General features: G+C 71.6%; 19 protein-coding genes. 7 read left to right on the top strand and 12 right to left on the bottom strand.

What is annotated here, in order from left to right; translation table 11 throughout:
* The first annotated feature begins 67 nt into the window (after window positions 1–67).
* Window positions 68–940, top strand: coding sequence for an aldo/keto reductase (locus tag C1703_RS33660; protein ID WP_114256377.1), 873 nt, complete (start codon window positions 68–70; stop codon window positions 938–940).
* A gap of 88 nt (window positions 941–1028) precedes the next feature.
* On the opposite strand, the gene C1703_RS33655 is transcribed toward C1703_RS33660, so the two are convergent.
* Complete coding sequence (locus C1703_RS33655; protein ID WP_232840802.1) at window positions 1029–1850, bottom strand: class I SAM-dependent methyltransferase; 822 nt, start codon at window positions 1848–1850, stop codon at window positions 1029–1031.
* A 373-nt stretch (window positions 1851–2223) separates the two neighbouring features.
* The gene (locus tag C1703_RS33650) at window positions 2224–3945 is read right to left on the bottom strand and encodes a glycoside hydrolase family 6 protein (protein WP_114256376.1); all 1722 of its coding nucleotides are present in this window, start codon (window positions 3943–3945) and stop codon (window positions 2224–2226) included.
* A 406-nt stretch (window positions 3946–4351) separates the two neighbouring features.
* Here C1703_RS33650 and C1703_RS33645 point away from each other — a divergent pair, with 406 nt between their 5' ends.
* Both C1703_RS33645 and C1703_RS33640 read left to right on the top strand, forming a co-directional pair.
* Window positions 4352–7270 carry a glycoside hydrolase family 48 protein gene (locus C1703_RS33645; protein WP_114256375.1) on the top strand — a complete coding sequence of 973 codons (2919 nt, stop codon included), beginning with the start codon at window positions 4352–4354 and terminating at the stop codon, window positions 7268–7270.
* 210 nt (window positions 7271–7480) lie between these two features.
* The gene (locus tag C1703_RS33640) at window positions 7481–10123 is read left to right on the top strand and encodes a cellulose binding domain-containing protein (protein ID WP_114256374.1); all 2643 of its coding nucleotides are present in this window, start codon (window positions 7481–7483) and stop codon (window positions 10121–10123) included.
* Between the two features lie 45 nt (window positions 10124–10168).
* On the opposite strand, the gene C1703_RS33635 is transcribed toward C1703_RS33640, so the two are convergent.
* Window positions 10169–11194, bottom strand: a complete 1026-nt coding sequence (locus C1703_RS33635) for a YafY family protein (protein ID WP_114256373.1) — start codon at window positions 11192–11194, stop codon at window positions 10169–10171.
* 39 nt (window positions 11195–11233) lie between these two features.
* On the opposite strand from C1703_RS33635, the gene C1703_RS33630 reads away from it, so the two are divergent.
* A complete protein-coding gene (locus tag C1703_RS33630) occupies window positions 11234–11713 on the top strand; it encodes a hypothetical protein (protein ID WP_114256372.1) in 480 nt (159 codons plus the stop codon).
* A 28-nt stretch (window positions 11714–11741) separates the two neighbouring features.
* Here the strand turns inward: C1703_RS33630 and C1703_RS33625 are convergent, their stop codons facing one another.
* Together C1703_RS33625 and C1703_RS33620 are read right to left on the bottom strand one after the other, a co-directional pair.
* Window positions 11742–12485: a class I SAM-dependent methyltransferase gene (locus C1703_RS33625; RefSeq protein ID WP_114256371.1), complete on the bottom strand. Its 744-nt coding sequence runs from the start codon at window positions 12483–12485 to the stop codon at window positions 11742–11744.
* Between the two features lie 4 nt (window positions 12486–12489).
* On the bottom strand, window positions 12490–12795 hold the full coding sequence (locus tag C1703_RS33620; protein ID WP_114256370.1) for a 4a-hydroxytetrahydrobiopterin dehydratase: 306 nt from the start codon (window positions 12793–12795) through the stop codon (window positions 12490–12492).
* A gap of 128 nt (window positions 12796–12923) precedes the next feature.
* Here C1703_RS33620 and C1703_RS33615 point away from each other — a divergent pair, with 128 nt between their 5' ends.
* The 3 genes from C1703_RS33615 (at window position 12924) to C1703_RS33605 (ending at window position 15291) form a co-directional block, all read left to right on the top strand.
* Complete coding sequence (locus C1703_RS33615) at window positions 12924–13730, top strand: helix-turn-helix transcriptional regulator (protein WP_114256369.1); 807 nt, start codon at window positions 12924–12926, stop codon at window positions 13728–13730.
* Between the two features lie 135 nt (window positions 13731–13865).
* Window positions 13866–14729: a helix-turn-helix transcriptional regulator gene (locus tag C1703_RS33610; RefSeq protein WP_114256368.1), complete on the top strand. Its 864-nt coding sequence runs from the start codon at window positions 13866–13868 to the stop codon at window positions 14727–14729.
* 94 nt (window positions 14730–14823) lie between these two features.
* Window positions 14824–15291, top strand: coding sequence for a molecular chaperone TorD family protein (locus C1703_RS33605; protein ID WP_114256367.1), 468 nt, complete (start codon window positions 14824–14826; stop codon window positions 15289–15291).
* Window positions 15292–15302: 11 nt separating this feature from the next.
* Here the strand turns inward: C1703_RS33605 and C1703_RS33600 are convergent, their stop codons facing one another.
* The 7 genes from C1703_RS33600 to C1703_RS33570 form a co-directional block, all read right to left on the bottom strand.
* A complete protein-coding gene (locus C1703_RS33600; protein WP_198678479.1) occupies window positions 15303–17387 on the bottom strand; it encodes a LamG domain-containing protein in 2085 nt (694 codons plus the stop codon).
* Window positions 17388–17563: 176 nt separating this feature from the next.
* On the bottom strand, window positions 17564–19429 hold the full coding sequence (dnaK, locus tag C1703_RS33595) for a molecular chaperone DnaK (RefSeq protein WP_114256366.1): 1866 nt from the start codon (window positions 19427–19429) through the stop codon (window positions 17564–17566).
* A 63-nt stretch (window positions 19430–19492) separates the two neighbouring features.
* Window positions 19493–20233 carry a glycerophosphodiester phosphodiesterase family protein gene (locus tag C1703_RS33590; protein ID WP_114256365.1) on the bottom strand — a complete coding sequence of 247 codons (741 nt, stop codon included), beginning with the start codon at window positions 20231–20233 and terminating at the stop codon, window positions 19493–19495.
* Window positions 20230–21615 (bottom strand): hypothetical protein, encoded by a 1386-nt coding sequence (locus C1703_RS33585; RefSeq protein WP_114256364.1) that lies wholly within the window; start codon window positions 21613–21615, stop codon window positions 20230–20232. The genes C1703_RS33590 and C1703_RS33585 overlap by 4 nt, the downstream gene beginning before the upstream one ends.
* Window positions 21616–21738: 123 nt before the next feature.
* The gene (locus C1703_RS33580) at window positions 21739–22167 is read right to left on the bottom strand and encodes an OsmC family peroxiredoxin (RefSeq protein ID WP_114256363.1); all 429 of its coding nucleotides are present in this window, start codon (window positions 22165–22167) and stop codon (window positions 21739–21741) included.
* 93 nt (window positions 22168–22260) lie between these two features.
* A complete protein-coding gene (locus C1703_RS33575; RefSeq protein WP_114256362.1) occupies window positions 22261–24063 on the bottom strand; it encodes a hypothetical protein in 1803 nt (600 codons plus the stop codon).
* Window positions 24060–25121 carry a MoxR family ATPase gene (locus C1703_RS33570; RefSeq protein WP_114256361.1) on the bottom strand — a complete coding sequence of 354 codons (1062 nt, stop codon included), beginning with the start codon at window positions 25119–25121 and terminating at the stop codon, window positions 24060–24062. The genes C1703_RS33575 and C1703_RS33570 overlap by 4 nt, the downstream gene beginning before the upstream one ends.
* Window positions 25122–25157: the final 36 nt, after the last annotated feature.

The following is a 25157-nucleotide window of genomic DNA, read 5'->3' as shown; positions in this document are numbered from 1 at the left end:
CCCGCGGGGCAGGTGTGGCTTCTGAATTCTCCCGTCAGGAATGCATCACGGCTCGTGATCGTTGACGATGGGAGGACACCCTGACCACAAACCGAAGGATCGAGAGCTCGTGAGCAAGGTCCCCCCGATCATCCTGAACAACGGCGTCGAGATGCCCCAGCTGGGCTTCGGTGTCTGGCAGGTGCCGGACGACGAGGCGGAGTCGGCGGTCGCGACGGCGCTGGAGGCCGGGTACCGCAGCATCGACACAGCGGCGATCTACGGCAACGAGGAGGGCACCGGAAAGGCCATCGCCGCCTCCGGCCTCCCCCGCGAGGAGCTCTTCGTCACCACGAAGCTGTGGAACGCCGACCAGGGGTACGACTCCACGCTGCGCGCCTTCGACACGTCGCTGGAGAAGCTCGGCCTGGACTTCGTCGACCTGTACCTGATCCACTGGCCGATGCCCGACCGGGGCACCTACGTGGACACGTACAAGGCGTTCGAGAAGCTGCACGCCGACGGCCGGATCCGGGCCATCGGTGTCTCCAACTTCCTTCCGGAGCACCTGGAGAAGCTGATCGGCGAGACGTCGGTCATCCCGGCGGTCAACCAGATCGAGCTGCACCCGCACCTGCAGCAGCACGCCTCCCGCGAATACCACGCGGAGCAGGGCATCGCCACGGAGGCCTGGTCGCCGCTCGGCCAGGGCAAGGGCCTGCTGGAGGTCCCGGCGATCGTGGCCATCGCCCGGAAGCACAACCGCACGCCCGCCCAGGTCGTGCTGCGCTGGCACATCCAGCTGGGCAACGTGGTGATCCCGAAGTCCGTGACGCCGTCGCGGATCAAGGAGAACATCGAGGTCTTCGACTTCAGCCTGGACACCGAGGACCTGGCGGCCATCAGCGCCCTCAACGAGGACCGTCGCATCGGCCCGGACCCGGTGGAGGTCAACTCCTGACCCGCACCGACAGCGCCCCGGTCTCCTCAGCCGCCACGCGGCCGGAACCGGGGCGCTGTCCGTGTCCGCCCCCTCGGACTCGGCGGTGTCAGACCGGCCGGACGGCCGTGTGCACGGTGTGGGCCTCCAGGACGAACACGTCCGGACGGCGGTGCAGGCTCGCCTCGTCGTCGGGGTCGAGGAGGCGGTCGAGGGTCGCCAGGTCCTCGGCGTCGAGGCCGTCCGTGATCCTCTCCCGCACGTGCGACAGGGACGTGACCACATAGGCCCGCGCCCGCTCCGAGGCGGGTGCGGGCAGGTCCAGGAGGAACGTGTGGGTCCTGGTGTGCTTCAGGCCCGCGCCGGCCAGCAGGGCCGGCCAGTCCTCCGTCACCGCGACATGGCCCGGCAGGCCGGTGCGCATCTGCGTGAACCACTCCGCCTCCACCGCGTCGATCCGCGCCTGGAGGCCGGGCCGGCCGATGCCGATGTCGCGCGGCAGGAACCGCGGGGGCAGTCCGCCCTCCATGAGGGCCAGGGTGCCGCCGGGCGCGAGCCGTGCCGCGAAGGCGGCGAGCGCGGCCCGCTGGTCGCCGAGGTGGTGCAGGCTGCGGCTCGCCCAGAGCAGGTCGGCGGGGTAGTCCAACTCGTCCAGCACGTCCGGGAGTTCACCGGTGATCGTGCTGAAGCGGTCGGCCACGCCCTGCCGCTCGGCCCGCGCCCTGGCCCGTTCCAGCAGCGGCTCCGACCCGTCCACCGCCACGATCCGCGCGCCCGGGAACGTCTCCGCGAACAGGCACGACACGACGCCGGGCCCGCTGCCCGCGTCGACGATCAGCCCCGGCTCGGTCACCTCCTGCGCCAGCCAGCCCAGGGCCCGCTCGTACAGCGACGAGAACAGTTCCGCCGAGGACTCCAGCATCGGGCCCATCTCGGCCCAGTCGATGTCCGTGTGGTCGTGGTGGTGACCCTGCCCGGGTCCGTGCCCAGGCCCGTGATCGTGCCCCCGGCGCCCGTGGTCGCCGTTCTGCCCGTGCTGCCCGTGGTCGTGGTTCTGCACGTGCTGCCCGTGATCGTGGTTCTGCCCGTGGTCGTGGTTCTGCCGGTGGTCGTGGTTCTGCCCGTGGTCGTGGTTCTGCTCGTGGTGGTCGTGCGCCATGGTGGTCAGCCTCTCGCTCGGATGCCGTCAGCCTGCGCCGACGCACCGCGAGAAGGCCACCACTGTTGCCGCTCCCGCAAAAACCACGCACCGATCCGCCGGGGCCGAAGCCCCGGCGGACCCGTGGGGACGGGACGTCAGCCGGTCACGACAGCGGCGGGTACGCGTTCTGCATCAGCTGCCGGAACTGGGCGGAGAACCAGTGCCCGGACAGCGGAGCGTCCGGCAGGGCACCCGACATGTTGAAGTTGTTGCGGACGTTGCCCTCGTACGTCGGGTCGCACATCCGGTCGAAGCCCTTGCCCTCGTCGTTCGGGATCTGCTTGCTCGCCCCGTCCGACTCGCCCGGCGGCTTCATCCACACGTACGCGTCGATCCCGGCGGCCGGGTTGGCCTGCGGGCGCTCACCGAGGCCGGCTCCGGACTGGTTGCACCAGTTGCCGGGGTTGAAGCGGCGGTCGTAGCGGCCGCCGTCGACGTAGGCGTCGACGGAGGTCTGGGGACCGGGGCCGGCGGGCCGGGCCGTGCCGCCCCAGCCGTTGCGGGAGGTGTCGATCAGCATGCCGATGCCGGAGTTGAAGCCGACCGAGACCAGCTGGTTGCGGAACGCCTGGGCGAAGGACAGCTCGTCGACGTAGCGGTTCCAGTCGACCCACTTCGACTCGCGGACGGACTTGCCGGCCACGTTGTCGGTGATGGAGAAGTTGTTCTCCTTCAGGGCGCTGTAGTTCGCCGTGTTGGTGATGAAGCCGTGGACGTCGTTGACGGTCGCGCCCTCGGCGGTCGCCGCCTCCTTGAACAGGGTCGCGGAGGGAGCGAAGTTGTCGTCCCAGCCGATCCAGCCGTGGTGGCCGGCGTCGACGTAGTTGTAGACGTTCGGCACGTCGCCGAGCTTGTTCAGCGCGTACCCGACGCCCTTGATGTAGTTGCCGTTGGCCTTCATGACGTCGCACTGCGGGGTGGCCGTCGGGCGGCTGCCGGCGTTGGTGACGAGGTTCGGCAGCGAGTCGATCTCGACGGTGGTGACGATCCGCAGTGAGGCGTACTTCGGGTCGGCGAAGATCGCCTTGATCGGGTCGATGTACTCGGTCTTGTACCGGCCGATCTCGTCGGGCTTCAGTTCGCCGTTGGAGGCGAGGGCGGCGCAGTCACGGCCGGGCAGGTTGTAGATGACGAACTGGACGACGAGCTCGCCGGAGCCCTTCTGGCGCAGCGCCTCGTCGAGGTGGGCGCGCAGGCCCATCTTGCCGCCGGCGCCGTTGATCGCGGCGATCCGGTCCAGCCACACACCGGTCGGCTGGTTGGAGACCCGGCTGCCGCCCGGCTCGGCCGCGGCCTTCGCGGACCACTCCGGGTTCACGTACACCTTGGCGCCTTCGTAGGGGTTGTTCACCCGGTTGGCGGGGCCGCCCGGGTCCGGCGGATCCGTGGGACCGCCCGGGCCGCCGTTGTCGACGTTGCAGGTCACGCCGTCGAGGGTGAAGGTGGCCGGGATCGCGTTGCTGCCGCTGTAGCTGCCCTGGAAGCCGAAGCTGACCGAAGCGCCGGTGCCGAGCTGGGCGTTGTAGCTCTCGTTGGCCGCGGTGACGGCGGCCCCGCTCTGGCTGATCTTGGCGTTCCAGCCGCTGGTGACCTTCTGGTTGCCGGCGTAGGACCACTTCAGCGACCAGGAGGACTTGGCGGCGCTGTTGTTGGTGATGGTCACGGCGGCGGTGAAGCCGGTGCTCCACTGGTTCTGGATCTTGTAGTCGACGGTGCAGGGGACGGCGGTGGTGCCGGCGCCGCCCGGGTCGGCGGCGAACGCGGTGCCGGTGACGCCGGCGACCAGGGCCATGGCGGCCAGTAACGCTGTTCTCGTACGGCTCATGAGTGCGGGTTTCCCTTTCGGTGGTGGGGGTGTCAGCCGTTCAGGGCGCGCTCCGACAAGGACAAGGACACGAGGAACCCGGCACCGGCGCTCGCGCAGCCGGGGACGACCGCGAGGCGGCGGCTATAAGTACTGAACGCGAGGGGTGTCGCATGAGCGACTCCGTGCAGGTCGGGCCCGTCGTGACGGACGCGTCGACTGATGGAATCGCTCCCACTGGTGTCAAGGAAGGTAGCGCCAAGTGTCGGCAAAGAACAGGGGAGTCACTGACTTTCGCTCAACACACGGCGTCGAATCTTTTCGACTCTTCAAGCACCTTGACCGGTACCACACCCGTCCTCACTATGGGAGCGCTCCCACTGGTTCAAGCCTTGACTTCTCCGAGCCGCAAGGAGGAACCAGCACCATGCATCCCCCACCCCGGAGACGCAGAGCCGTGCGGCGCCTGTGGACCGCCGCACTCGCAGCTCTCGCGCTTCCGTTGACGATGCTCTCCTCAGGGACCACTCCCGCGCAGGCGGCGGCACTCCAGTGCAGTGTCGACTACAAGACGAACGACTGGGGTTCCGGTTTCACGGCGGACCTGACCCTCACCAACCGCGGCACGGACGCCATCGACGGCTGGACGCTGACCTACGCCTACTCCGGCAACCAGAAGCTGGGCAACGGCTGGAACGGCACCTGGTCGCAGTCCGGCCAGACCATCACCGTGAAGAACGCCCCGCACAACGCCCGGGTCGCCGCGGGCGCCGCCGTCTCCACCGGCGCCCAGTTCTCCTACAGCGGCAGCAACACCGCGCCGACGTCTTTCGCGGTCAACGGCACCCCCTGCACCGGCGCGCACCAACCGCCGATCGCCGTGCTGACCAGCCCGGCCGCGGGCGCCGTCTACACCCAGGGCGAGGCGGTGCCGCTGGCGGCCACCGCCGCGGCCGCGGACAACGCCACGATCAGCAAGGTGTCGTTCTACGACGACACCAGGCTGCTGGGCACGGACACGAGCGCGCCCTACTCGCTCTCCGTCTCCAACTTGACCGTGGGCAGTCATTCGCTGGTGGCGAAGGCGTACGACAGCATGGGCGCCTCCGCGAACTCCACCCCGGTCGGCATCACGGTCGCCGCCGGCCCCACCGTCGTGGCCTCGCCGCTCCAACTGGGCGTTCAGTCGGGCAAGTCGGGCACGTACGAGGTGAAGCTGTCGAAGCAGCCCGCGTCCAACGTGACCGTCACGTCGGCTCGCGCGAGCGGCAACTCGGGCCTGTCGGTCACGGGCGGCGCCTCGCTCACCTTCACGCCGCAGAACTGGAACACCGCGCAGAAGGTGACCGTCACCGCCGCCTCGACGGGCACCGGTTCGGCCGTCTTCGAGTCGACGGCCCCGGGTCACACCAAGGCCTCGGTCACGGTCACCCAGCTGGCGGCGACGAAGGACTACGACGCCCGCTTCCTGGAGCTGTACGGGAAGATCACCAACCCGGCGAACGGCTACTTCTCCCCCGAGGGCATCCCGTACCACTCGGTCGAGACGCTGATCGTCGAGGCGCCGGACCACGGTCACGAGACCACCTCGGAGGCCTACAGCTACCTCCTGTGGCTCCAGGCCATGTACGGCAAGGTGACGGGCGACTGGTCGAAGTTCAACGGCGCGTGGGAACTCATGGAGAAGTACATGATCCCCACCAAGGCCGACCAGCCGACCAACTCCTTCTACAACGCCTCCAAGCCGGCGACCTACGCGCCCGAGCTGGACACCCCGAACGAGTACCCGGCCAAGCTCGACACCGGTGTCTCGGTCGGCACGGACCCGATCGCGGCCGAGCTGAAGAGCGCGTACGGCACGGACGACGTCTACGGCATGCACTGGCTGCAGGACGTCGACAACGTCTACGGCTACGGCAACTCGCCCGGCAAGTGCGAGGCGGGTCCCTCGGACACCGGACCGTCGTACATCAACACCTTCCAGCGCGGCGCGCAGGAGTCGGTGTGGGAGACGGTGCCGCAGCCGACCTGTGACGCCTTCAAGTACGGCGGCAAGAACGGCTACCTGGACCTGTTCACGGGTGACGCCTCCTACGCCAAGCAGTGGAAGTTCACCAACGCGCCGGACGCCGACGCGCGGGCCGTGCAGGCCGCCTACTGGGCGGACCTGTGGGCGAAGGAGCAGGGCAAGGGCGGGCAGGTCTCCGCGACGGTCGCCAAGGCGGCCAAGATGGGCGACTACCTGCGCTACTCGATGTTCGACAAGTACTTCAAGAAGGTCGGCAACTGCGTCGGTCCCTCGACCTGCCCGGCGGGCACCGGCAAGGACGCCTCGATGTACCTGATGTCCTGGTACTACGCCTGGGGCGGTGCCACCGACACCAACGCCGGCTGGGCCTGGCGCATCGGCTCCAGCCACGCCCACGGCGGCTACCAGAACCCGCTGGCCGCGTACGCGCTGGCCAACTACGCCCCGCTGAAGCCCAAGTCGGCGACGGGCGCCGCGGACTGGGCCAAGTCCATGGACCGGCAGCTGGAGTTCTACCGCTGGCTGCAGTCGAGCGAGGGCGCCATCGCGGGCGGCGCGACCAACAGCTGGGCGGGCCGGTACGCGACCCCGCCGGCCGGGAAGTCGACGTTCTACGGCATGTACTACGACGAGAAGCCCGTGTACCACGACCCGCCGTCCAACCAGTGGTTCGGCTTCCAGGCGTGGTCCATGGAGCGGGTCGCCGAGCTGTACCAGCAGACGGGCAACGCGCAGGCCAAGACGGTCCTCGACAAGTGGGTCGACTGGGCGCTGTCCAAGACCACGTTCAACCCGGACGGCACGTTCCGCATCCCGTCGACGCTGCAGTGGTCGGGTCAGCCCGACACCTGGAACGCCTCTAACCCCGGCTCCAACAGCGGGCTGCGGGTCAGTGTCGTGGACTACACGAACGACGTCGGGGTGGCGGCCGCGTTCGCCAAGACGCTGACGTACTACGCCGACCGCTCGGGTGACACCGAGGCCGCGGCGGCCGCGAAGAAGCTGCTGGACGGGATGTGGGACAACCACCAGGACGCCCTCGGTATCGCCGTCCCGGAGAGCCGGGCCGACTACAACCGGTTCGACGACCCGGTGTACATCCCGAGCGGCTGGACGGGCACGATGCCGAACGGCGACGCGATCAACTCGTCGTCGACGTTCGACTCGATCCGCTCCTTCTACAAGGACGACCCGGCCTGGTCGAAGATCGAGGCCTATCTCAAGGGCGGGGCCGTCCCGTCGTTCACGTACCACCGGTTCTGGGCCCAGGCGGACATCGCGACGGCCATGGGCTCGTACGCGGAGCTTCTCGAATAGCCCCCGCCGGGCGCTCCGCGGGTGGCGCGGGCACTTCGGCTGCGGGTCCGGCTGTGGCTGGTCGCGCAGTTCCCCGCGCCCCCAAGACAGCGTCCGAAGCTCTGCGTACATGGCTCCGCACCTGACGCGGGGCCACGGCCGGGCGACTCCACCCGCACGGGAGCCGCCCGGCCCTCGCACGTTCCCCCCTCCCACGGAAGGAACCCCACCGTGCGAAGAACCCGTATCCTCACGGCCGTGCTGGCGCTGGCGGCCGGGCTGCTGTCGGGCGCCCCCACCGCCCTGGCCGCCGACCCGCCCTCGCCGAAGATCAGCGCCGACACCTACACCTGGAAGAACGCGCGGATCGACGGCGGCGGCTTCGTCCCCGGCATCGTCTTCAACAGGACCGAGAAGAACCTCGCCTACGCCCGCACCGACATCGGCGGTGCCTACCGCTGGCAGGAGTCCTCGAAGACCTGGACGCCGCTGCTGGACTCGGTCGGCTGGGACGACTGGGGGCACACGGGCGTCGTCAGCATCGCGTCCGACTCCGTCGATCCGAACCGGGTGTACGCGGCGGTCGGGACGTACACCAACAGCTGGGATCCGAAGAACGGCGCGGTCATGCGCTCCTCGAACCGGGGTGCGAGCTGGCAGAAGGCGAACCTGCCGTTCAAGCTGGGCGGCAACATGCCGGGGCGGGGCATGGGCGAGCGGCTGGCGATCGACCCGAACCGGAACAGCGTGCTGTATCTGGGGGCGCCCAGCGGCAAGGGGCTGTGGCGCTCGACGGACTCGGGGGCCACCTGGTCGCAGGTGGCGAACTTCCCCAACGTCGGCGACTACGCGCAGGATCCGAGTGACACCTCCGGCTACGCCTCGGACAACCAGGGGATCGTCTGGGTCACCTTCGACGAGTCCACGGGCACGGCCGGGAACGCCACGAAGACGATCTACGTCGGGGTCGCCGACAAGGACAACGCGGTGTACCGGTCGACGGACGCGGGCGCGAGCTGGCAGCGGCTGGCCGGGCAGCCGACCGGCTACCTCGCCCACAAAGGCGTCCTCGACGCGAAGAACGGATACCTGTACCTCGCCTACAGCGACAAGGGCGGCCCGTACGACGGCGGCAAGGGCCAGTTGTGGCGCTACGCGACCGGGACGGGGACCTGGACGAACATCAGCCCGGTGGCGGAGGCCGACACCTTCTACGGCTTCAGCGGGCTGACCGTCGACCGGCAGAAGCCGGGCACGGTGATGGCGACGGCCTACAGCGCCTGGTGGCCGGACACGCAGATCTTCCGCTCCACCGACAGCGGCGCGACCTGGACCAAGGCGTGGGACTACACGTCGTACCCGAACCGCGAGAACCGCTACACGATGGACGTCTCGTCGTCGCCGTGGCTGACCTGGGGCGCGAACCCGCAGCCGCCGGAGCAGACGCCGAAGCTCGGGTGGATGACGGAAGCCCTGGAGATCGACCCGTTCAACTCCAACCGGATGATGTACGGGACGGGCGCGACGATCTACGGCACGGAGAACCTCGGTAACTGGGACAGCGGCGGCAAGTTCACCGTCAAGCCGATGGTCCAGGGCCTGGAGGAGACGGCGGTCAACGACCTCGCCTCTCCCCCGTCGGGCGCCCCGCTGCTGAGCGCGCTGGGAGACATCGGCGGCTTCCGCCACACGGACCTGACGAAGGTCCCGTCGATGATGTTCACCCAGCCGAACTTCACGACGACCACGAGCCTGGACTTCGCTGAGTCGAACCCGGACACGGTCGTCCGGGTCGGCAACCTCGACTCGGGCCCGCACGTCTCCTTCTCGACGGACAACGGCGCCAACTGGTTCGCGGGCACCGACCCCTCGGGCGTGAGCGGCGGCGGCACGGTCGCGGCGGCGGCCGACGGCAGCCGGTTCGTGTGGAGCCCCGAGGGCGCCGGCGTGCACCACGCGACCGGCTTCGGCACGTCGTGGCAGGCGTCCGGCGGGATTCCCGCCGGGGCGATCGTCGAGTCGGACCGCGTCGACCCGAAGACCTTCTACGGCTTCAAGTCCGGGAAGTTCTACGTCAGTGCGGACGGCGGGGCGACGTTCAAGGAGTCCCCGGCCACCGGCCTGCCGAGCGGCGACAGCGTCCGCTTCAAGGCCCTGCCCGGCGGGAAGGGCGACATCTGGCTCGCGGGCGGCGCCCCGGACGGCGCGTACGGCCTGTGGCACTCCACGGACGGCGGCACGAGCTTCACGAAGCTCTCCAACGTCGAGCAGGCCGACACCGTCGGCTTCGGCAAGGCGGCCCCCGGTGCCTCCTACCAGACGCTCTACACCAGCGCCAAGATCGGCGGTGTGCGCGGCATCTTCCGCTCCACCGACAAGGGCGCGAGCTGGACCCGCGTCAACGACGACGCCCACCAGTGGGGCTGGACCGGCGCGGCGATCACCGGCGACCCGCGGGTCTACGGCCGTGTCTACGTCTCGACGAACGGCCGTGGCGTCATCTACGGCGACAGCTCCGACGGCGGCGGCACGGGCCCCGGGCCCGGTCCCGACCCGGTCGGCGCCTGCAAGGTGACGTACAAGGTGACCAGCCAGTGGCCGGGCGGCTTCCAGGCGGACGTCCAGCTCACCAACACCGGCACCGGCCCCTGGAACGGCTGGTCCCTGAACTGGGCCTTCCCGGACGGCCAGAAGCTCACCCAGGCGTGGAACGCCGAGGCGTCGCAGTCGGGGTCGACGGTGACGGCGAAGAACGTCGGCTGGAACGGCACGGTGGCGGCGGGCGCGTCGGTGAGCTTCGGCTTCACGGCGAACTGGTCGGGCGCGAACACGAAACCGACCGCGTTCAAGCTGGGCGACCGGACCTGTGGCTGACGCGGGGTGGGTGCGCTCCCCTCACGGGCGGCGCACCCACCGGTGTCACGGGGTGTAGACCGTCGGCCTGGGAGCCGTGGCCATTGCGTTCCCGAGGAAGAAGCTCGGGTGCGGGGGCTCATCGCCGCCGGCGACGCGTGGGTTGCCGTACCTCTCGGCGAGTTCGGCCGCGGTCCGGGCCATCCGCTCGCGCAGCTCGGGCGGTTCGAGCACCTCGATGCCGGAACCCAGGCGCAGGAACTCGGCGTGGGCGTGGTCGACGGACTCGATGGCCACGGTGACGGTGGTCCAACCGTCCTCGTCGGGGTGCCCCTCCGGGGCCCGGCCCGTGAGCGTCACGCCGGGCGCCAGCCGGACCACGGCCCGGCCCGTACGGAGCCGGTGGTGGAAGTCCCGCTGGTACGCCGCCCAGTACCCGGCCAGGTCGAAGCCGTCCGGGCGGGTGAACTCCTCGCCGGTGGCGGTGAGTCGCAGCATCTGGTCGACCCGGTAGGTGCGCGGGCCCGGGCCCGCGACGACGTACCAGCGGCCCGCCTTGAGGACGAGCCCGTACGGCTCCAGGCGGCGCTCCACGTCGGTGGGCTCGCGCCAGCGGCGGTACAGGACGTGCACGGCGCGGCTGTTCCAGACGGCGTCGGCGACGGCCGGGAGGTACGGCGTCTCGTCGGCGGCGGCGTACCAGCCGGGGGCGTCGAGGTGGAAGCGGCCGCTGATCCGGTCGGCGTGGGCGCGCAGCTGCGGCGGCAGGGCGGCCCGGACCTTGAGCTGGGCGGCGGCCAGGACGGAGCCGAGCCCGAGCTGGGCGGCGGCGCCGGGCGCGCCGGCCAGGAAGAGGGCCTCGGCCTCGTCGGTCGTGAGGCCGGTGAGCCGGGTGCGGTAGCCGTCGAGGAGGCGGTAGCCCCCGGCGTGGCCCGCGTCGCCGTACAGCGGGATTCCGGCCGCGCTCAGCGCTTCGACGTCCCGGTACACCGTGCGCACCGACACCTCGAGCTCCTCGGCGAGCTGGGCGGCGGTCATCCGGCCACGGGTCTGGAGCAGCAGCAGGAGGGAGACGAGTCGGCTGGACTTCACTGACACAGGATGTCAGGGGATCCGCTCTAGCGTCCCGTCATGCCCTTCAGCGAGAAACTGCTGACCGTGCCCCCGCCGATCCAGGTGGCCGGGCGGCACGTCAAGCGCTACCACGTCACCGCCGACCCCGCCGGCATCGAGCCGGAGGTGGAGAAGGCGGCCTACGCGATCCTGCCGGAGTTGCTGCCGGAACCGGACGGCACGCCCCCGGCGACCTTCGTCGTCCTGCACCGGGGCGGTGACGACGGCGCCTATCTCAACGCGTACAGCTGGGTGTGGGACAACGTCCTGCACTTCCAGGGCGCCGCGGCGGGCCAGCCGGTGCTGGGCTGCCCGGACCGCGACCCGACCCGCTTCATCACTCCGGAGCTGCCGTGGATCGGCTGCGTCTGGGAGCTGCCGCCGATCCTGCACGAACGGGACGCCTGGGTACGGCACCTGCTGGTGCCCGAAGTACCCGACCTCGAGGCCTACTTGGCCGACTCCCTGCCCGACGGAACCACGGGGGACCGCACATGAGCGGCGCGTGACGACTGGACCATGGCGTTCACCCGGTCTTCCGGAACGCCCGCAGGCTGAACACCGGGTCGGGGCGCGGCCGGTCCTGGTCGGGCAGGCGCGCGAGCTTCAGGGCGAAGCCCTCCGCGAGCGGGTCGCCGGGTGGGAGGGTGACGAACCAGCCGCGGCGCAGGTCGGCGACGGTGCGGCGGGGGCTGCGGCCCTGGCCGTGCCCGGTGAAGCGGGCCTGTCCGGCCGGGGCCAGGCCGTGGGCGGCGGCGTGGGACTCGACGTCCGCCGCCGCGTCCCGGACCGGGCTGGGCGGACGGGAGGACAGGACGACATCGATGTCACTGCCCACGTTGTGGGAGGCGGCCTTGTCGACCGTGGTGACGTAGACGCCGCCGGGCCGCAGCACCCGGGCGCACTCGCCGACGATGGCCCGCACCTCGGCGGGCCCGGCGGCCAGGTGCAGCAGCCACACGCTGCACACGGCGTCGAACTCGCCGTCCCGGAACGGCAGCCTGCGGCTGTCGGCGCGGACGACGGCGCCGGGCAGCCGGGCGGCGGCCCGCCGGGTCATCGCGGGGGCGAGGTCCACGCCGGTGACGCGCATGCCGTCGCGCGCCGCCGCGAGCCTGCGGGTGACGATGCCGGTGCCGCAGGCGACGTCGAGCAGGCTGCGCGTGTCCGGCGGCAGAAGGCCCAGCACCGCCGCCGCGGCGGCGGCCGCCCTGGGCTCGCCGCCGCGCGAGGCGTCGTACCGCTCCGCTTCCTTGTCGTAGTCGAGCACGCCGTCAGTGTGCCCCGTGCCCGGGGGCGAGGTCCTCCACCCTGCGGGCGAGCTCGAAGTCCTTCTCGGTGACGGCGCCGCCCGCGCTGTGCGTGTGCACGGACAGCGCGACGGTGCGGTAGCCGAGCGTGAGGTCGGAGTGGTGGTCCAGTTCCTCCTGGACCTGGGCGATGTGCACGACCATCGCCGTCGCCGCGAAGTGCGAGCCGAGCCGGTAGGAGCGGGTGAGGCGGTCCCCGTCGAGCGACCAGCCCGGCAGCTCGGCCAGCCGGTCCTCGATCTCCTTCTGCGACAGCGGTTCGACGGGCATGGGCTGCGCTCCTTCCCTGGCTCCGGACTCCTCGGTGTCCTCTCAGCCTGCCACAGCGAGGCGCCCGAGACCCTGGTCAGAGGGGGTCCGCCTGTCCGGCGCGACCGGTTCTCGACTACGGTCCTGACATGACCACTCACCCGTCCACCGCCGACCAGGGCGTGGGCCCGCTGCTGCGGGCCTGGCGGGAGCAGCGGCGGGTCAGCCAGCTGGAGCTGGCCCTGCGCGCGGACTCCTCGGCCCGGCACATCAGCTTCATCGAGACGGGCCGCTCCCGGCCCAGCGAGGAGATGGTGCTGCGGCTGGCCGAGCACCTGGACGTCCCCGTGCGGGAGCGCAACGCGCTGCTGCTGGCGGCCGGTTACGCCCCGCGCTACCCGGAGACGCCGCTGGACGACCCGGCGCTGGGCGCGCTGCGGGAGGGCATCGAGCGGCTGATCGGCGGCTACGAGCCGTATCCGGCGCTGGTGGTGGACGCGCTGTACAACGTGGTGGCGGCCAACCGGGGGATCATGACGCTGGTCGACGGCGTCGCCGAAGCCCTGCTGGAGCCGCCGCTGAACGCGATGCGGCTGGCGCTGCACCCGCAGGGCCTCGCGCCCCGCATCCGCAACCTGCGCGCCTGGCGAGGTCACCTGCTGGAGCAGATGGAGCGGCAGATCGCGCTGCACCGCTCCGAGCCGCTGCGGGCGCTGTACGAGGAGGTGGCGGCGTACCCGGTGCCCGAGGCGGACCCGGCGGAGGAGCCCCCGGAGCCGGTGCCGTACTTCGCGCTGCCGCTGCGGATCGAGCACGAGGGGCGGACCCTGTCGTTCATCTCCTCGATCTCCACGTTCAACACGCCGATGGACGTGACCGTCGCCGAGCTGGCCATCGAGACGCTGCTCCCGGCCGACCCGGCGACCGTCAAGTACCTCCAGTCCCTGCTGCCCTGACAGGCCCTCAGAGGCGTGCCGGCCGACCACGGGGCAGGACGCGTTTCCCGCGATCTCCTCGCCGAGGGGACTGTGATACAGGCCACCGGGCGTGACAGACTGATCGCAGGCTTGGGCGCGTTGGGGAGGCGTGGCGTGAGTGAACGGCGGGCCGCACCCACCGTGGGCCAGGTGGTACTGGGCAAGCGGCTGCAGGAGCTGCGCGAGGCGGCCGGACTCAGCCGTGACGAGGCGGCGCGGGTGCTGCGCGTCGCCCCCGCGACGGTCCGGCGGATGGAGACCGCCGACGTCGCGCTGAAGATCCCGTACGTGCAGATCCTGCTGACCGCGTACGGCGTGCCCGAGCACGAGGTGGCCGCGTTCGTCGACCTCGCCGAGGAGGCCAACCGGCCGGGCTGGTGGCAGCGGTTCCACGACGTGCTGCCGGAGTGGTTCAGCCTGTACGTGAGCCTGGAGGGCGCCGCCCGGATCATCCGCTCCTACGAGCCGCACTTCGTGCCGGGGCTGCTGCAGACCGAGGGGTACGCGCGCGCGGTGCTGGAGGCGGGCACGATCGGGAACTCCGGGCCGGAGGCCGTGGACCGGCACGTCTCGCTGCGGATGGAGCGGCAGCGGCTGCTGGAGGGCCCGAACCCGCCGCATCTGTGGGTCATCATGGACGAGACGGTGCTGCGCCGCCCGGTGAGCGTCGACGGCCGGGTGATGCGCGACCAGCTGGACAAGCTGCTGGAGTACGCCGCGCGGGACCGCGTCACGCTGCAGGTCGCCGAGTTCAAGGACGGTCCGCATCCCGGGACGTACGCGCCGTTCTCGCTGTTCCGCTTCGCCGAGCCCGAACTGCCCGACATGGTGTTCACGGAGTACCTGACCGGGGCGCTGTACCTGGACTCCCGCAAGGAGGTCTCGGCGCACCTGGAGGTCCTGGACCACATGACGGCCCGGGCGGGCTCCACGCAGCGCACGGAGGAGCTGCTGCGGGAGTACCGCGACAGATTCTGAGCCCGCCCCCTGACCCGTACGGACCCCGCCGACGGGTGGGCCCTCCGGCCCGCCTCTAGCGTCGGGATCGCGGGGCGCACGCGAAGGAGGTCCGATGCCCGGATTCGAGGTGCTGTACCAGGCGGCCGCGCTGTGCCTGATGTTCCCCGACGACGACTTCCGCACCCGCCTGCCGCTGCTCCGCGAAGCCGCCCCGCAGCTACGGGAGTTCGCGGACCACGCGGCGCTGACCCCGCCGCGCGAGCTGGCGGCGCACTACGTCGAGGTCTTCGAGGCGGAGCCGGACCACAGCCTGTATCTCAGCGCGTGGCGCGAGGCGGCCCCCACGCCCTCCGAGGAGCTGTACCGTTCGCACGGCCTGGAGACGACCGGCGAGGAACCGCCGGACTTCCTGCCGGCGGTCCTGGAGTGCGCGGCCCGCACCGGCGACACCCAGCTCCTGGCGGACCACCGCGACGGCCTGGACCTGCTCCGCTCCAGGCTCACCGCCTTCGGCACGCCGTACGCGACCGTCCTGGACGCGGTGTGCGCGACACTGCCGCCCGCGCACACCGGGGCCTAGGGGGTGTCCGGCTAGCAGAAGCAGGGCTCCCCGCCGGAGCCCAGGAACGGGATGTCCTCGTCGGTCAGCGCGCCGGCGAAGGCGTGCACCTCGTCCACGTCGCCGTGCAGGTGCTCGCCCCAGCCGTCGCCGGTCCGGGCCCGTCCGATCTGGAGCGGGCCGGAGCCCTTCCAGTGGTTCGGGAGGTCGGCCGTCGCTTCGGCACCGGTCCGGCCGTCGAGGTAGAGCCGGACCTTGTCGGTCGCGTCGTCGTAGACCACGGCGACCCGGTGGCCCGAGCCGTCGCGGCCGTCCGGCCAGGCGGACTGCGCCACGACGGTCTCGGAGGCGCCCCGCTCGTCCCTGTGCGGCATCACGAGCTGCCAGGCGTGCCGCTCGGGGTCGTAGCGGACCTTGAAGGCGTCGGTGTGCTCACCGGGCAGCGACAGCACCGTCATGGGGCCTTCGGGCTCGGTGTCCGCCAGCCGGACGACCACGCCGACGGTGAAGCTGTCGGAGGTGTCGACCACCGGTCCCCCGGCGGTCGCATGGCCGGTCCTGCCGTCGAGCGCCAGGTGGCCGTCACCGACGAGCGCCCCCGGCGCCGGCACGCAGTCCGGGTCGATCCAGGGGAGGCAGGAGTCGTCCGGGACGCGGTAGATCGTCGCGCCGGGGCCCAGCTTCAGCGGGGCGCCGTCGCCCTGTTCCGGGCTGGCGCCGTCCGCGGCCGTCTCCAGGGACCAGTGGCCGCGCGACGACGGCTTGCGGTAGGCCAGTTCGGTGGCCTCGGCGGGGACGACGACCCGGTCGTGGACCTTGACGTCGCCCAACTGGCCGTGCCAGCGGTCGTGGTAGCCGTTGCCGTCGCGGACGCGGCCGATCTGGAAGGCGCCGGTGGTCGCGGTGGGGCGGGCCTCGGTGGGGTCACCGGCCTGGTGGCCGTTGACGTGGAGCCGCGCCTTGCCGGTCTCGGCGTCGTACACGCCCAGCAGATGCGCCCATTCGCCGGTCTCGGGCGCACCGCCCGACACCTGGGCACCGCCGACGGTGAAGGTCCACGCCGGAGCCTCGCCCCGGGCGCTCAGGCCGAGGGAGAAGGCGGCGCTCTCCCCCGCGTCCTGGGCGGCGACCGTCATGTTCCGGTCGGTCTGTGCGGGACGTACCCAGGCGCTGAGGGCGAAGCTCTCGCGGGGGTCGGTCACGGCGGGGACGCCCGGGGTGAGGTAGCCGTGGCTGCTGCCGTCCAGGGTCGCCGTCGCGGTGAGGGCGGTGCGGGCGGGGGCCGGGCCGCCGAAGGTGACACCGGCGCCGGCCTGCGCGTCGGTTCCCGTCTCGGCGTCGGCGCCGGAGGCGCCCTCGGCGTCGTCCAGGGGCCAGTGGGCGACGGGGGCGCGGCCGTCCTTCACGTAGAAGCGGTACGAGGACTCACCGCTGCTGCGTCCGGAGCGGTCCACGGCCCGGACGGTCAGCCGCTCGGGACCGGAGTCGAGGGGCAGGTAGGGAATGGTCGCGGGCCCGCCGGGCCGCTCGGGACGGGCGGTTCCGTACGGGCCGCCGATGAAGTGGTACTCGTAGGAGACGACGTCGTCCGAGGGGGAGTCCATCGTGAAGTGGCCGTACACGCCCACTCCGTCCACCCAGAACACCTCCTCCGGGTACTCGGGGGAGGAGATCTTCGCCGGTTCCGGGTTGTCGTCGTCGTAGACGAACTCGCAGACCGAGCCCTCCCCCTCGGAGCTCCACGGGGAGTTCGCCGCGCCGTCGTTCGCGCGCACGCGCCACGAGATGACGGTGTCCGGCGGGAGGACGTCCTCGGGCATGCGCCACTGCTGGCGGGTGCCGGAGAGCGTCTCGTGCGTCACGAACGAGCGCCGCTGCTGCGCGCCCTCCGCGTCCGTCCACCAGGCCTCGAACTCGCCCCTGACCATGTCGGCCTCGGCGGGATGGTTGTCCTCCGCCGGGTCGTACAGCACGGCGGTCAGGGTGGGCGGCCCGGAGACGTACACGCGCTCGTCCCCCGCCGCGCACGCCTTGTACCCCGTCTTCAGGTCCTGGACGAGCGGCTGCTTCGGCGGCAGGTTGTCCGCGGCCTGTGCCACGCCCGTGCCGCTCGTCATGACGGCCGCCACCGCGCACCCCACCGCCAGCCGTCTGCGGCCGCCGGACCTCTTCCCCACGTCCACCTGTCCCTCCCCTGTGAACTTCCCTCGGCCCGTTGATCACACGAGCCGCTGGAGGTTAACAGGGGCCACCGACATCGGTGGAACGGTTTTCCCTCGGACGGGAGCCGGGACTAGGCGGCACCGCCCTTCTCGTCACGTCGGTCCTTCTCCTCGTCCACGATCTCCGCGTCGACCACGCCCTCCTCGTCCCTCGGGGTGCCGGAGGGTTCCTCGGTCGGGGTCTGCTGGGCCTGGGCGTACATCGCCTGGCCCATCTTCTGGCTCACCGAGGCGAGTTTCTCGACGCCGGCGCGCAGGGCGGCGGTGTCCGCCTGCTGGTCCAGTTGCGCCTTCAGGTCGGCGAGGGCCGACTCGACCTCGGACTTGGTGTCGGACGGGACCTTGTCGGCGTTGTCGCGGAGGAACTTCTCGGTCTGGTAGACGAGTTGCTCGGCCTGGTTGCGGGTCTCGGCGGCCTCGCGGCGTTTGCGGTCCTCCTCGGCGTACTGCTCGGCCTCGCGCATCATGCGGTCGATGTCGTCCTTGGGCAGGGCCGAGCCGCCGGTGACGGTCATCTTCTGCTCGCGGCCGGTCGCCAGGTCCTTGGCGGAGACGTGCATGATGCCGTTGGCGTCGATGTCGAAGGCGACCTCGATCTGCGGGACGCCGCGCGGGGCCGGCGGCAGGCCGGTGAGGTCGAAGACGCCGAGCTTCTTGTTGTACGCGGCGATCTCGCGTTCGCCCTGGTAGACCTGGATGCCGACCGAGGGCTGGTTGTCGGCGGCCGTCGTGAAGATCTCCGAACGCCGTGTCGGGATGGTGGTGTTGCGTTCGATGAGCTTGGTCATGATGCCGCCCTTGGTCTCGATGCCCAGGGACAGCGGGGTGACGTCGAGCAGCAGCACGTCCTTGACGTCGCCGCGCAGGACGCCCGCCTGGAGTGCGGCGCCGACGGCCACGACCTCGTCGGGGTTGACGCCCTTGTGCGGGTCCTTGCCGGTGAGTTCCTTCACGAGGTCGGTCACCGCGGGCATCCGGGTCGAGCCGCCGACCAGGATCACGTGGTCGATCGCGGACAGCTTCACCCCGGCGTCGTCGACCGCCTGGTGGAAGGGCGTCTTGCAGCGGTCGAGCAGGTCGGCGGTGAGCTCCTGGAACTGGGCCCGGGTGAGCTTCTCGTCGAGGTGCAGGGGCCCTTCCGCGGAGGCCGTGATGTAGGGCAGGTTGATCGTCGTCTCGGTGGAGCTGGACAGTTCGATCTTGGCCTTCTCGGCGCCCTCGCGCAGCCGCTGCACGGCCATCTTGTCCTTGCCCAGGTCGACGCCGTACTGGCCCTTGAAGCGCTTGATCAGGTACTCGACGATCCGCTGGTCCCAGTCGTCGCCGCCGAGGTGCGTGTCGCCGTTGGTGGCCTTGACCTCGATGACGCCCTCGCCCATCTCCAGCAGCGACACGTCGAAGGTGCCGCCGCCGAGGTCGAAGACGAGGACCGTCTGGTCGTTCTCCTTGTCCAGGCCGTACGCCAGCGCCGCCGCCGTCGGCTCGTTGATGATCCGCAGGACCTTCAGGCCCGCGATCTCCCCGGCCTCCTTGGTCGCCTGCCGCTGGGCGTCGTCGAAGTACGCGGGCACGGTGATCACCGCGTCGGTGACGTCCTCGCCGAGGTAGGACTCCGCGTCGCGCTTCAGTTTCTGCAGCACCCGCGCGGACAGCTCCTGCGCCCGGTAGCGGGTGCCGTCGATGTCGCCCTGCTCGGGGAAGCGCCAGTGCGCGTCACCCATGTACCGCTTGACCGAGCGGGCGGTGCGCTCCACGTTCGTCACGGCCTGCCGCTTGGCGACCTCGCCCACCAGCACCTCGCCGTTCTTGGCGAACGCCACGACCGAGGGCGTCGTCCTGGCGCCCTCCGCGTTGGCGATGACGGTGGGCTCGCCGCCCTCCAGCACCGCGACCACCGAGTTCGTGGTTCCGAGGTCGATCCCTACCGCACGTCCCATCGCCGTCCCCTTCCGCCAGGGCGCTCTTCACACTCTCCAGCACAAAACTTGAGTGCGCTGTTGTCAATGCCGCGAAGGGGTGATCGGCCCCCGGAGCGCCACGGCCCGCCGGGGCCGGTCGGTGACCAGCACGTCCACGCGCGGGTGGGCGAGGAAGGCGCGCATGAGGGTGTCGTCGTTGACCGTCCACACCATGGTGAACAGGCCGTGCCGGGTCGCCTCGCGCAGCACGTTCGTCCTGGCCAGGCGCTGGTGCACGGCGACGCCGTGGGCCCCGCAGGCGCGGATGCGGCGGGCGGGGAACAGCTCGCTCAGCCGCGTCCCGGGCAGCCGGGCCAGGGCCAGTTCCCGGCGGTCGCGCCCCAGGGAGAGGGCGGTGCGCACCCCGGGGTGCGCCCGTGTGACGGCCGCGACGGAACGGTCCTCCAGGGTGGTCACGACGAGCCCGTCCGCACCGAGCAGCGCGACCGCCCGGTCGATCACCGTCCGCTCGTAGCCCGTCTCCTTGAGGTCCAGGTGGGCCACGAGCTTCCCGGCGATCAGCGCCATGACGTCGTCCACCACCGGCACCTCGTACCCGGCCCGCTCGCACAGCTCGGCATGGGTGAGCGCCGACAGCGGCGGCCCGGCGGGGCCGACCCGGGGGTCGTGGTAGACGACGAGGACGCCGTCCCCGGTGCGGCGGATGTCGAACTCGACGTACTCCGCGCCGGACTCCAGCGCGTCCTCGTACGCCTCCCAGGTGGCGGCTCGGGCGCGCTCGGAGCCGCCCCGGTGGGCGGAGACGGCGGGGTGTGGCGTCATGGTCGTCGGCTCCCGGAAGGCGAGCGCGGAGGCGGGACGGGCACGGAGTCGTCGTCGGGCGCCGGCAGCAGCGGGCCGGAGCCGGCGCGGACCCGTCTGAGCAGGACCCAGCCGATCAGGACGAGGACGACGAAGGGCAGCCAGGCCAGCGCGTACGCCGTTCCGTAGGCGCGCAGGTCGAGGATGGAGCGGTGCTCGTCGACGTTCGTGCCGTTCACGCCGAAGAAGGCCAGCAGCAGCGTCGGCGGCAGGGCGATCAGGGTGGCGGCGGCGACGAGGCCGGAGACGGTGCGGTCGCGGCGGTCGTCGCGCTCGGCGAGTTCGGCGTCCAGGGCGGCGGAGCGGGCGCTGATCACCGAGGTGAGGCGTTCGACCATGCGGGCCGAGTTCTCCAGGCTGTCGCGGATGCCGAGGGCGTCGCCCAGGGAGGACTGGAAGGCCTCGGTGATCATCTCGGGGATCAGCAGGCTGTCGACGTAGGCCTCGACGCCGAAGGCGAGGTCGAGCTGGAGTTCGTTGACGCCCGCGGAGAGCCGGGAGATCAGGGAGCGGATCTCGGTGGGCGAGTCGGCGTCGGCCTGTTCGTTGGCCTTCATCATGGCGAAGGCCGCGAGGCGGGTGCGCTGGAGCACGGCCAGGGCGGAGATCATGCCGATGGCGACGAGCACCAGGCCGTTCTCGACGTGCGGGGCCCAGCCGGTCTGCACGGAGACGCCGCGGCCGAGGGCGGACAGGGTGACGCCGTGGTTCCGCAGGTGCGGTGCGAGGCTCGGGTCGTGCGGCGCGGCCGGGTTCCAGGGCATCCTGCCGCGGTAGACGATCTCGTTCAGCAGGACGGCCCTGCGGGCCTGGTCGGCGGTGAGCAGCTCCCGTTGCAACCGGCCGCCGGGGAAGACGAGTTGGTGCACGTTCTGGCCGAGGGCGAGGGGCCGGCCGCCGAGTTGTGCGGACAGCGCCGTCAGCAGCGGGCGGTCGTCGAGTTCGATGCGCTCGCGGTCGAAGCAGGTCGTGGCCAGCCAGGCGGCGAGGTCGCCGGCCGTGGTCTCGCCGGCGAAGGCGCAGTCCACGACCAGGGTGGCGTCGCCGCGCGGAGTGGTGACGACGAGGATCCGCAAGGAGGCGAGTGCGAGGCCGTGGTCGCCGTGCGGGAGGCGCAGCCGGCGGGGCGCCACCTGCTCGTCGAGCACCGGGACGGGCAGCACGTCCTGGCTCGTCATCAGGTGGGAGGCGAAGCGGCCGTAGTCGTAGCGGTCGACGAGGGCGCCCAGGGCGGTGTCGCGGGGGCGCAGCCGGCCGGAGAGACTGAACAGCAGCAGGACGCGGGTCCGGTCACGGGTGGCGGAGTCGAGCACCGTCGCGCTCGGGGACGTTCCCGGCAGCATCGCGTTCCTTCCCGCCCTTCGGTTCGAAAAGCGTCTGGTTCATACCCCGGCCGCGGGGGGTGAACCGACGACGTCGCGCGGGCCGCCCCGGTGGACGGGCCCGCGCGACGCGGGTGAGCCCGGTCAGGCGAGCTTGGCCGTCAGCGTGATCGGCGTGGCCTTGAGGGCCTGGCTGACCGGGCAGCCGACCTTGGCCTCCTCGGCGGCGGCCAGGAACGCCTCCTCGTCCATGCCGGGGACGGTGCCCTCGACGGTGAGGTGGATGCCGGTGATGCCCTCACCGGGCTGGAAGGTGACGTCCGCGGAGGTCACCAGCTTGGTCGGCGGGGTGCCGGCCTTGTCGAGGATGTTGGAGAAGGCCATCGAGAAGCAGCTGGAGTGGGCCGCGGCGATCAGCTCCTCCGGGCTGGTCTTCCCGCCCGGCTCCTCGGTGCGGGCGGCCCAGCTGACGGGCTGCTCGCTGAGGATGCCGGAGGAGTCGAAGGTGACGACCCCGTTGCCCTTGAAGAGGTTGCCTTCCCAGACGGTGTGTGCGGAGCGTGTGGTTGCCATGACGCACCCTTTCCAAAATGTCCGACTGTATGTGTCTTCAGTGGTCCAAGTGACCCGTTACCGGGTCGCGGCCCCATCTGATCACACTACGACTCAACTCACGTGGAAGACCGGGCCCCTTGCGGTGAACGGCAGGCGTCCTCCTCGGGGGATCAGGTACGCGTGCTCGCGCCGCACGCGGAGGGTGTCGCACCAGCCGTCGGTGATGACGAGGACGGGCGCGCCGGGCGGGAAGTCGTCGGCGCGGTGCAGCAGGTCGATGCCGGGTTGCAGGACGGTGCCGCCGCGGCCGCGCACGCGGACCCGGCCCGCGATCTCGGTGACGGGCAGATAGCCGGCGTCGTGCGGGGCCGCGTCGCAGAACACGACCCGGGCGGCGGGCACGTCGCGGGCCTCGGCGTAGGAGGCGATGGCGCCCAGGGCCTTGCCGAGCAGCACGCGGTCCATGGAGCCGGAGGTGTCCAGGACGACGCCGAAGGTGCAGCGGGCGATCTCCTCGGGCGGGAAGTGCCGCCCGGCGCGCGGGATGTCGGGCGTGGCCGCCTGGCGCCGGGAGGGGCGGGCGTAGGAGCGGACGGGTTCGGGGCGGGGCACGAACTCGTCGAACCAGCGGGCCAGGCGCGCGTCCCAGGGCAGCGGCGGGTGGCTCAGCGCCCGGATCTCCTCGACCAGCCCGCCGGGCAGGAAGCCGCGCTCCTGCCGCTGGTGCAGGTCGAGGCCCTGGGCGAGGCCGCGGCGGTAGAACGCGTCGAGGTCGACGTAGTCACGGGGCGCGCCGAGGGGGCCGCCGAGGATGTCGCCCACGCCCTTGCCGCGCAGGGTGGCCAGGCGGCGGGTGCGGCGCAGGTCGCCGGCGATGCGGTCGTAGACCTCCTCGGCGGAGAGCCCGGCGAGCTGCGGGTCGTACAGCAGCCCCGGGGGCATGGTGCCGACCTCCATCTCGGTCAGCCAGCCGTTGACGACGTAGTCGCAGGCGACGTTGAAGAGGTAGGGGTCGCGGGTGCCGCAGCGGTCGCCGTGGCGCAGGGCGGCGTGCAGCATCTCGTGGGCGAGGACGAACCGCCACTCCTCGTCCTCGAAGCCGCGCAGGGGGTTGATGTAGATCTCGCCCGCCTCGGCGTCGACGGCGGCGACGGCGATACCGTGGGCGCGGGCGAGTTCGGCGTCGGCGACCAGCTTGACGCCGGCCGCGATGCCGCCGAGCAGCGGGTAGGAGGAGATGAACCAGCTCAGCGCCCGCTGCCAGGGCTGCGGCCGGGCGACCTCGCCGGTGAGGCTGTCGCGGCGCCCGCCCGCCATGTCCATCGCGGCGGACACGGTCCGGGTCAGGGCGGTGGCGAAGGCCAGCTGCCAGTCGGGCGGCCGGGACCAGCCCAGCCACGGCACCAGCACCTGGTCGGGCTCGTCACCGGCCGTGCCGCAGCGCTCGTAGACCGGGGGCAGTCCGTCGCGCCGCCAGCGGGCGGCGAGCTGCTCCTCGTCGCCGTCCGGGTAGGAGGCCGGCAGGTGCTCGGGGGTCTCGCCGATGGTGACGCCGAGCAGGAAGCGGTTGACGACGACGCAGCGGGCGGCGAGGTCGAAGCGGTCGGGCTGGACGCGGTCGCCCTTGACCGCGGGGACGTGCCCGAAGCCGAGGTGGAGGACGGTGTGGGCGAGCGCCCAGGCCCAGGCGGCGGGCTCGGCGAGCCGGTCCGGGTGGGCGTGCAGGGTGCCGTCGGAGTCGACGGTCACCAGCCCGTCGCGGGGCGCGAGGTGGCACTCCTCCTGGCGGCAGACGTCGAACTCCACGGCCGCGAGGGCCGGGTTGGTCTTCATCAGCCGCATGCCCTCGGCGAACGCCTCGCCCGCCAGGTCCCGCTTCTTCTTGCGCCGGTCCTTGCCGGGGCCACGGCTCACCGCCGCGCCTCCACCAGCCGGGGCATGTCCCGCGCCGCCTCGACGAGGAACCAGGAGGGCAGCACGGGGTTGCCGTCGGCGTCGGAGGCGATGACGGTCTGGGCGACCTCGACGGATATCTCGGCGAGCTGCACCAGCAGCGACTTGGCGCGGTAGGCGGTCTGCCGGCCGTTCGCCGACATGTGCTCCTTGCTGACGGGCAGTTCCTTGACCAGGCGGCCGCGGAAGGAGTCGGCGAGGTAGTAGAGCAGGTCGCGGTCCTCCGGGCGGTTCGGCCAGCGGGCGTCGCCTTTGATGATCGCCTCGATGCCGTAGCGGCTGCGCACGACCTTGACGTAGCCGCAGAACGCCTCGGCGTGCGCGGGCGTCAGCGTGCCGTGCGCGAGCACCCGCAGCGTCTCCTCGTCCAGGTCGCGGCCGAAGGAGTGCAGGGCGTCGGAGAGCATGTGCCAGGAGCGGGGCGTGGAGAACGGCTCCTCCGTCTTGGGCGGCTTGGACCACAGGTGGTCGGGCCGGTCGGTGAGGTGGTCCGCGATCCAGGGGTGGATGCCGTTGTTCCCGGCCCAGGTCAGCCAGTCCTTGGCGGAGGCCTCCAGGTGCACGTGGGTGAGCCGGTTGACCAGCGCGGAGGCGATGGGCCGGGCGAGCGCGTTGTCGGTGGCGCGGTTGCCGGCGCCGATGACGATCGAGCCCTTGGGCAGTTCGTAGCTGCCGATGCGGCGGTCGAGGATCAGCGAGTAGAACGCCTTCTGCACATCCGGCGTGGCCGCGTTGAGCTCGTCCAGGAACAGGCAGTACGGCTCGTCCCGGGCGATCGCCTCGGGCGGGCAGAACACCGAGCGGCCGTCGCGGATCTGCGGGACGCCGATGAGGTCCTCCGGGGCGAGCTGGGTGCCCAGCAGGCTCACGCACTCCAGGCCCAGCGAGTCGGCGAAGTTCCGCACCAGGGAGGACTTCCCGATGCCGGGGGCGCCCCAGATGAAGACCGGCCGCACGGTGGCGAGGCCGAGCAGCAGGTCGGGGAGGCGGGCGGGCGTGACGGTGACGGCTGCCTGCACGGCAGGGGCTCCTTGGGAGGTGGGAGGAGGACGAGC

Source organism: Streptomyces sp. Go-475, from assembly GCF_003330845.1.
GTDB lineage: Bacteria > Actinomycetota > Actinomycetes > Streptomycetales > Streptomycetaceae > Streptomyces.
Note: the sequence above shows the minus strand (reverse complement) of the source record. Positions and strands in the feature narration are given on the sequence as shown.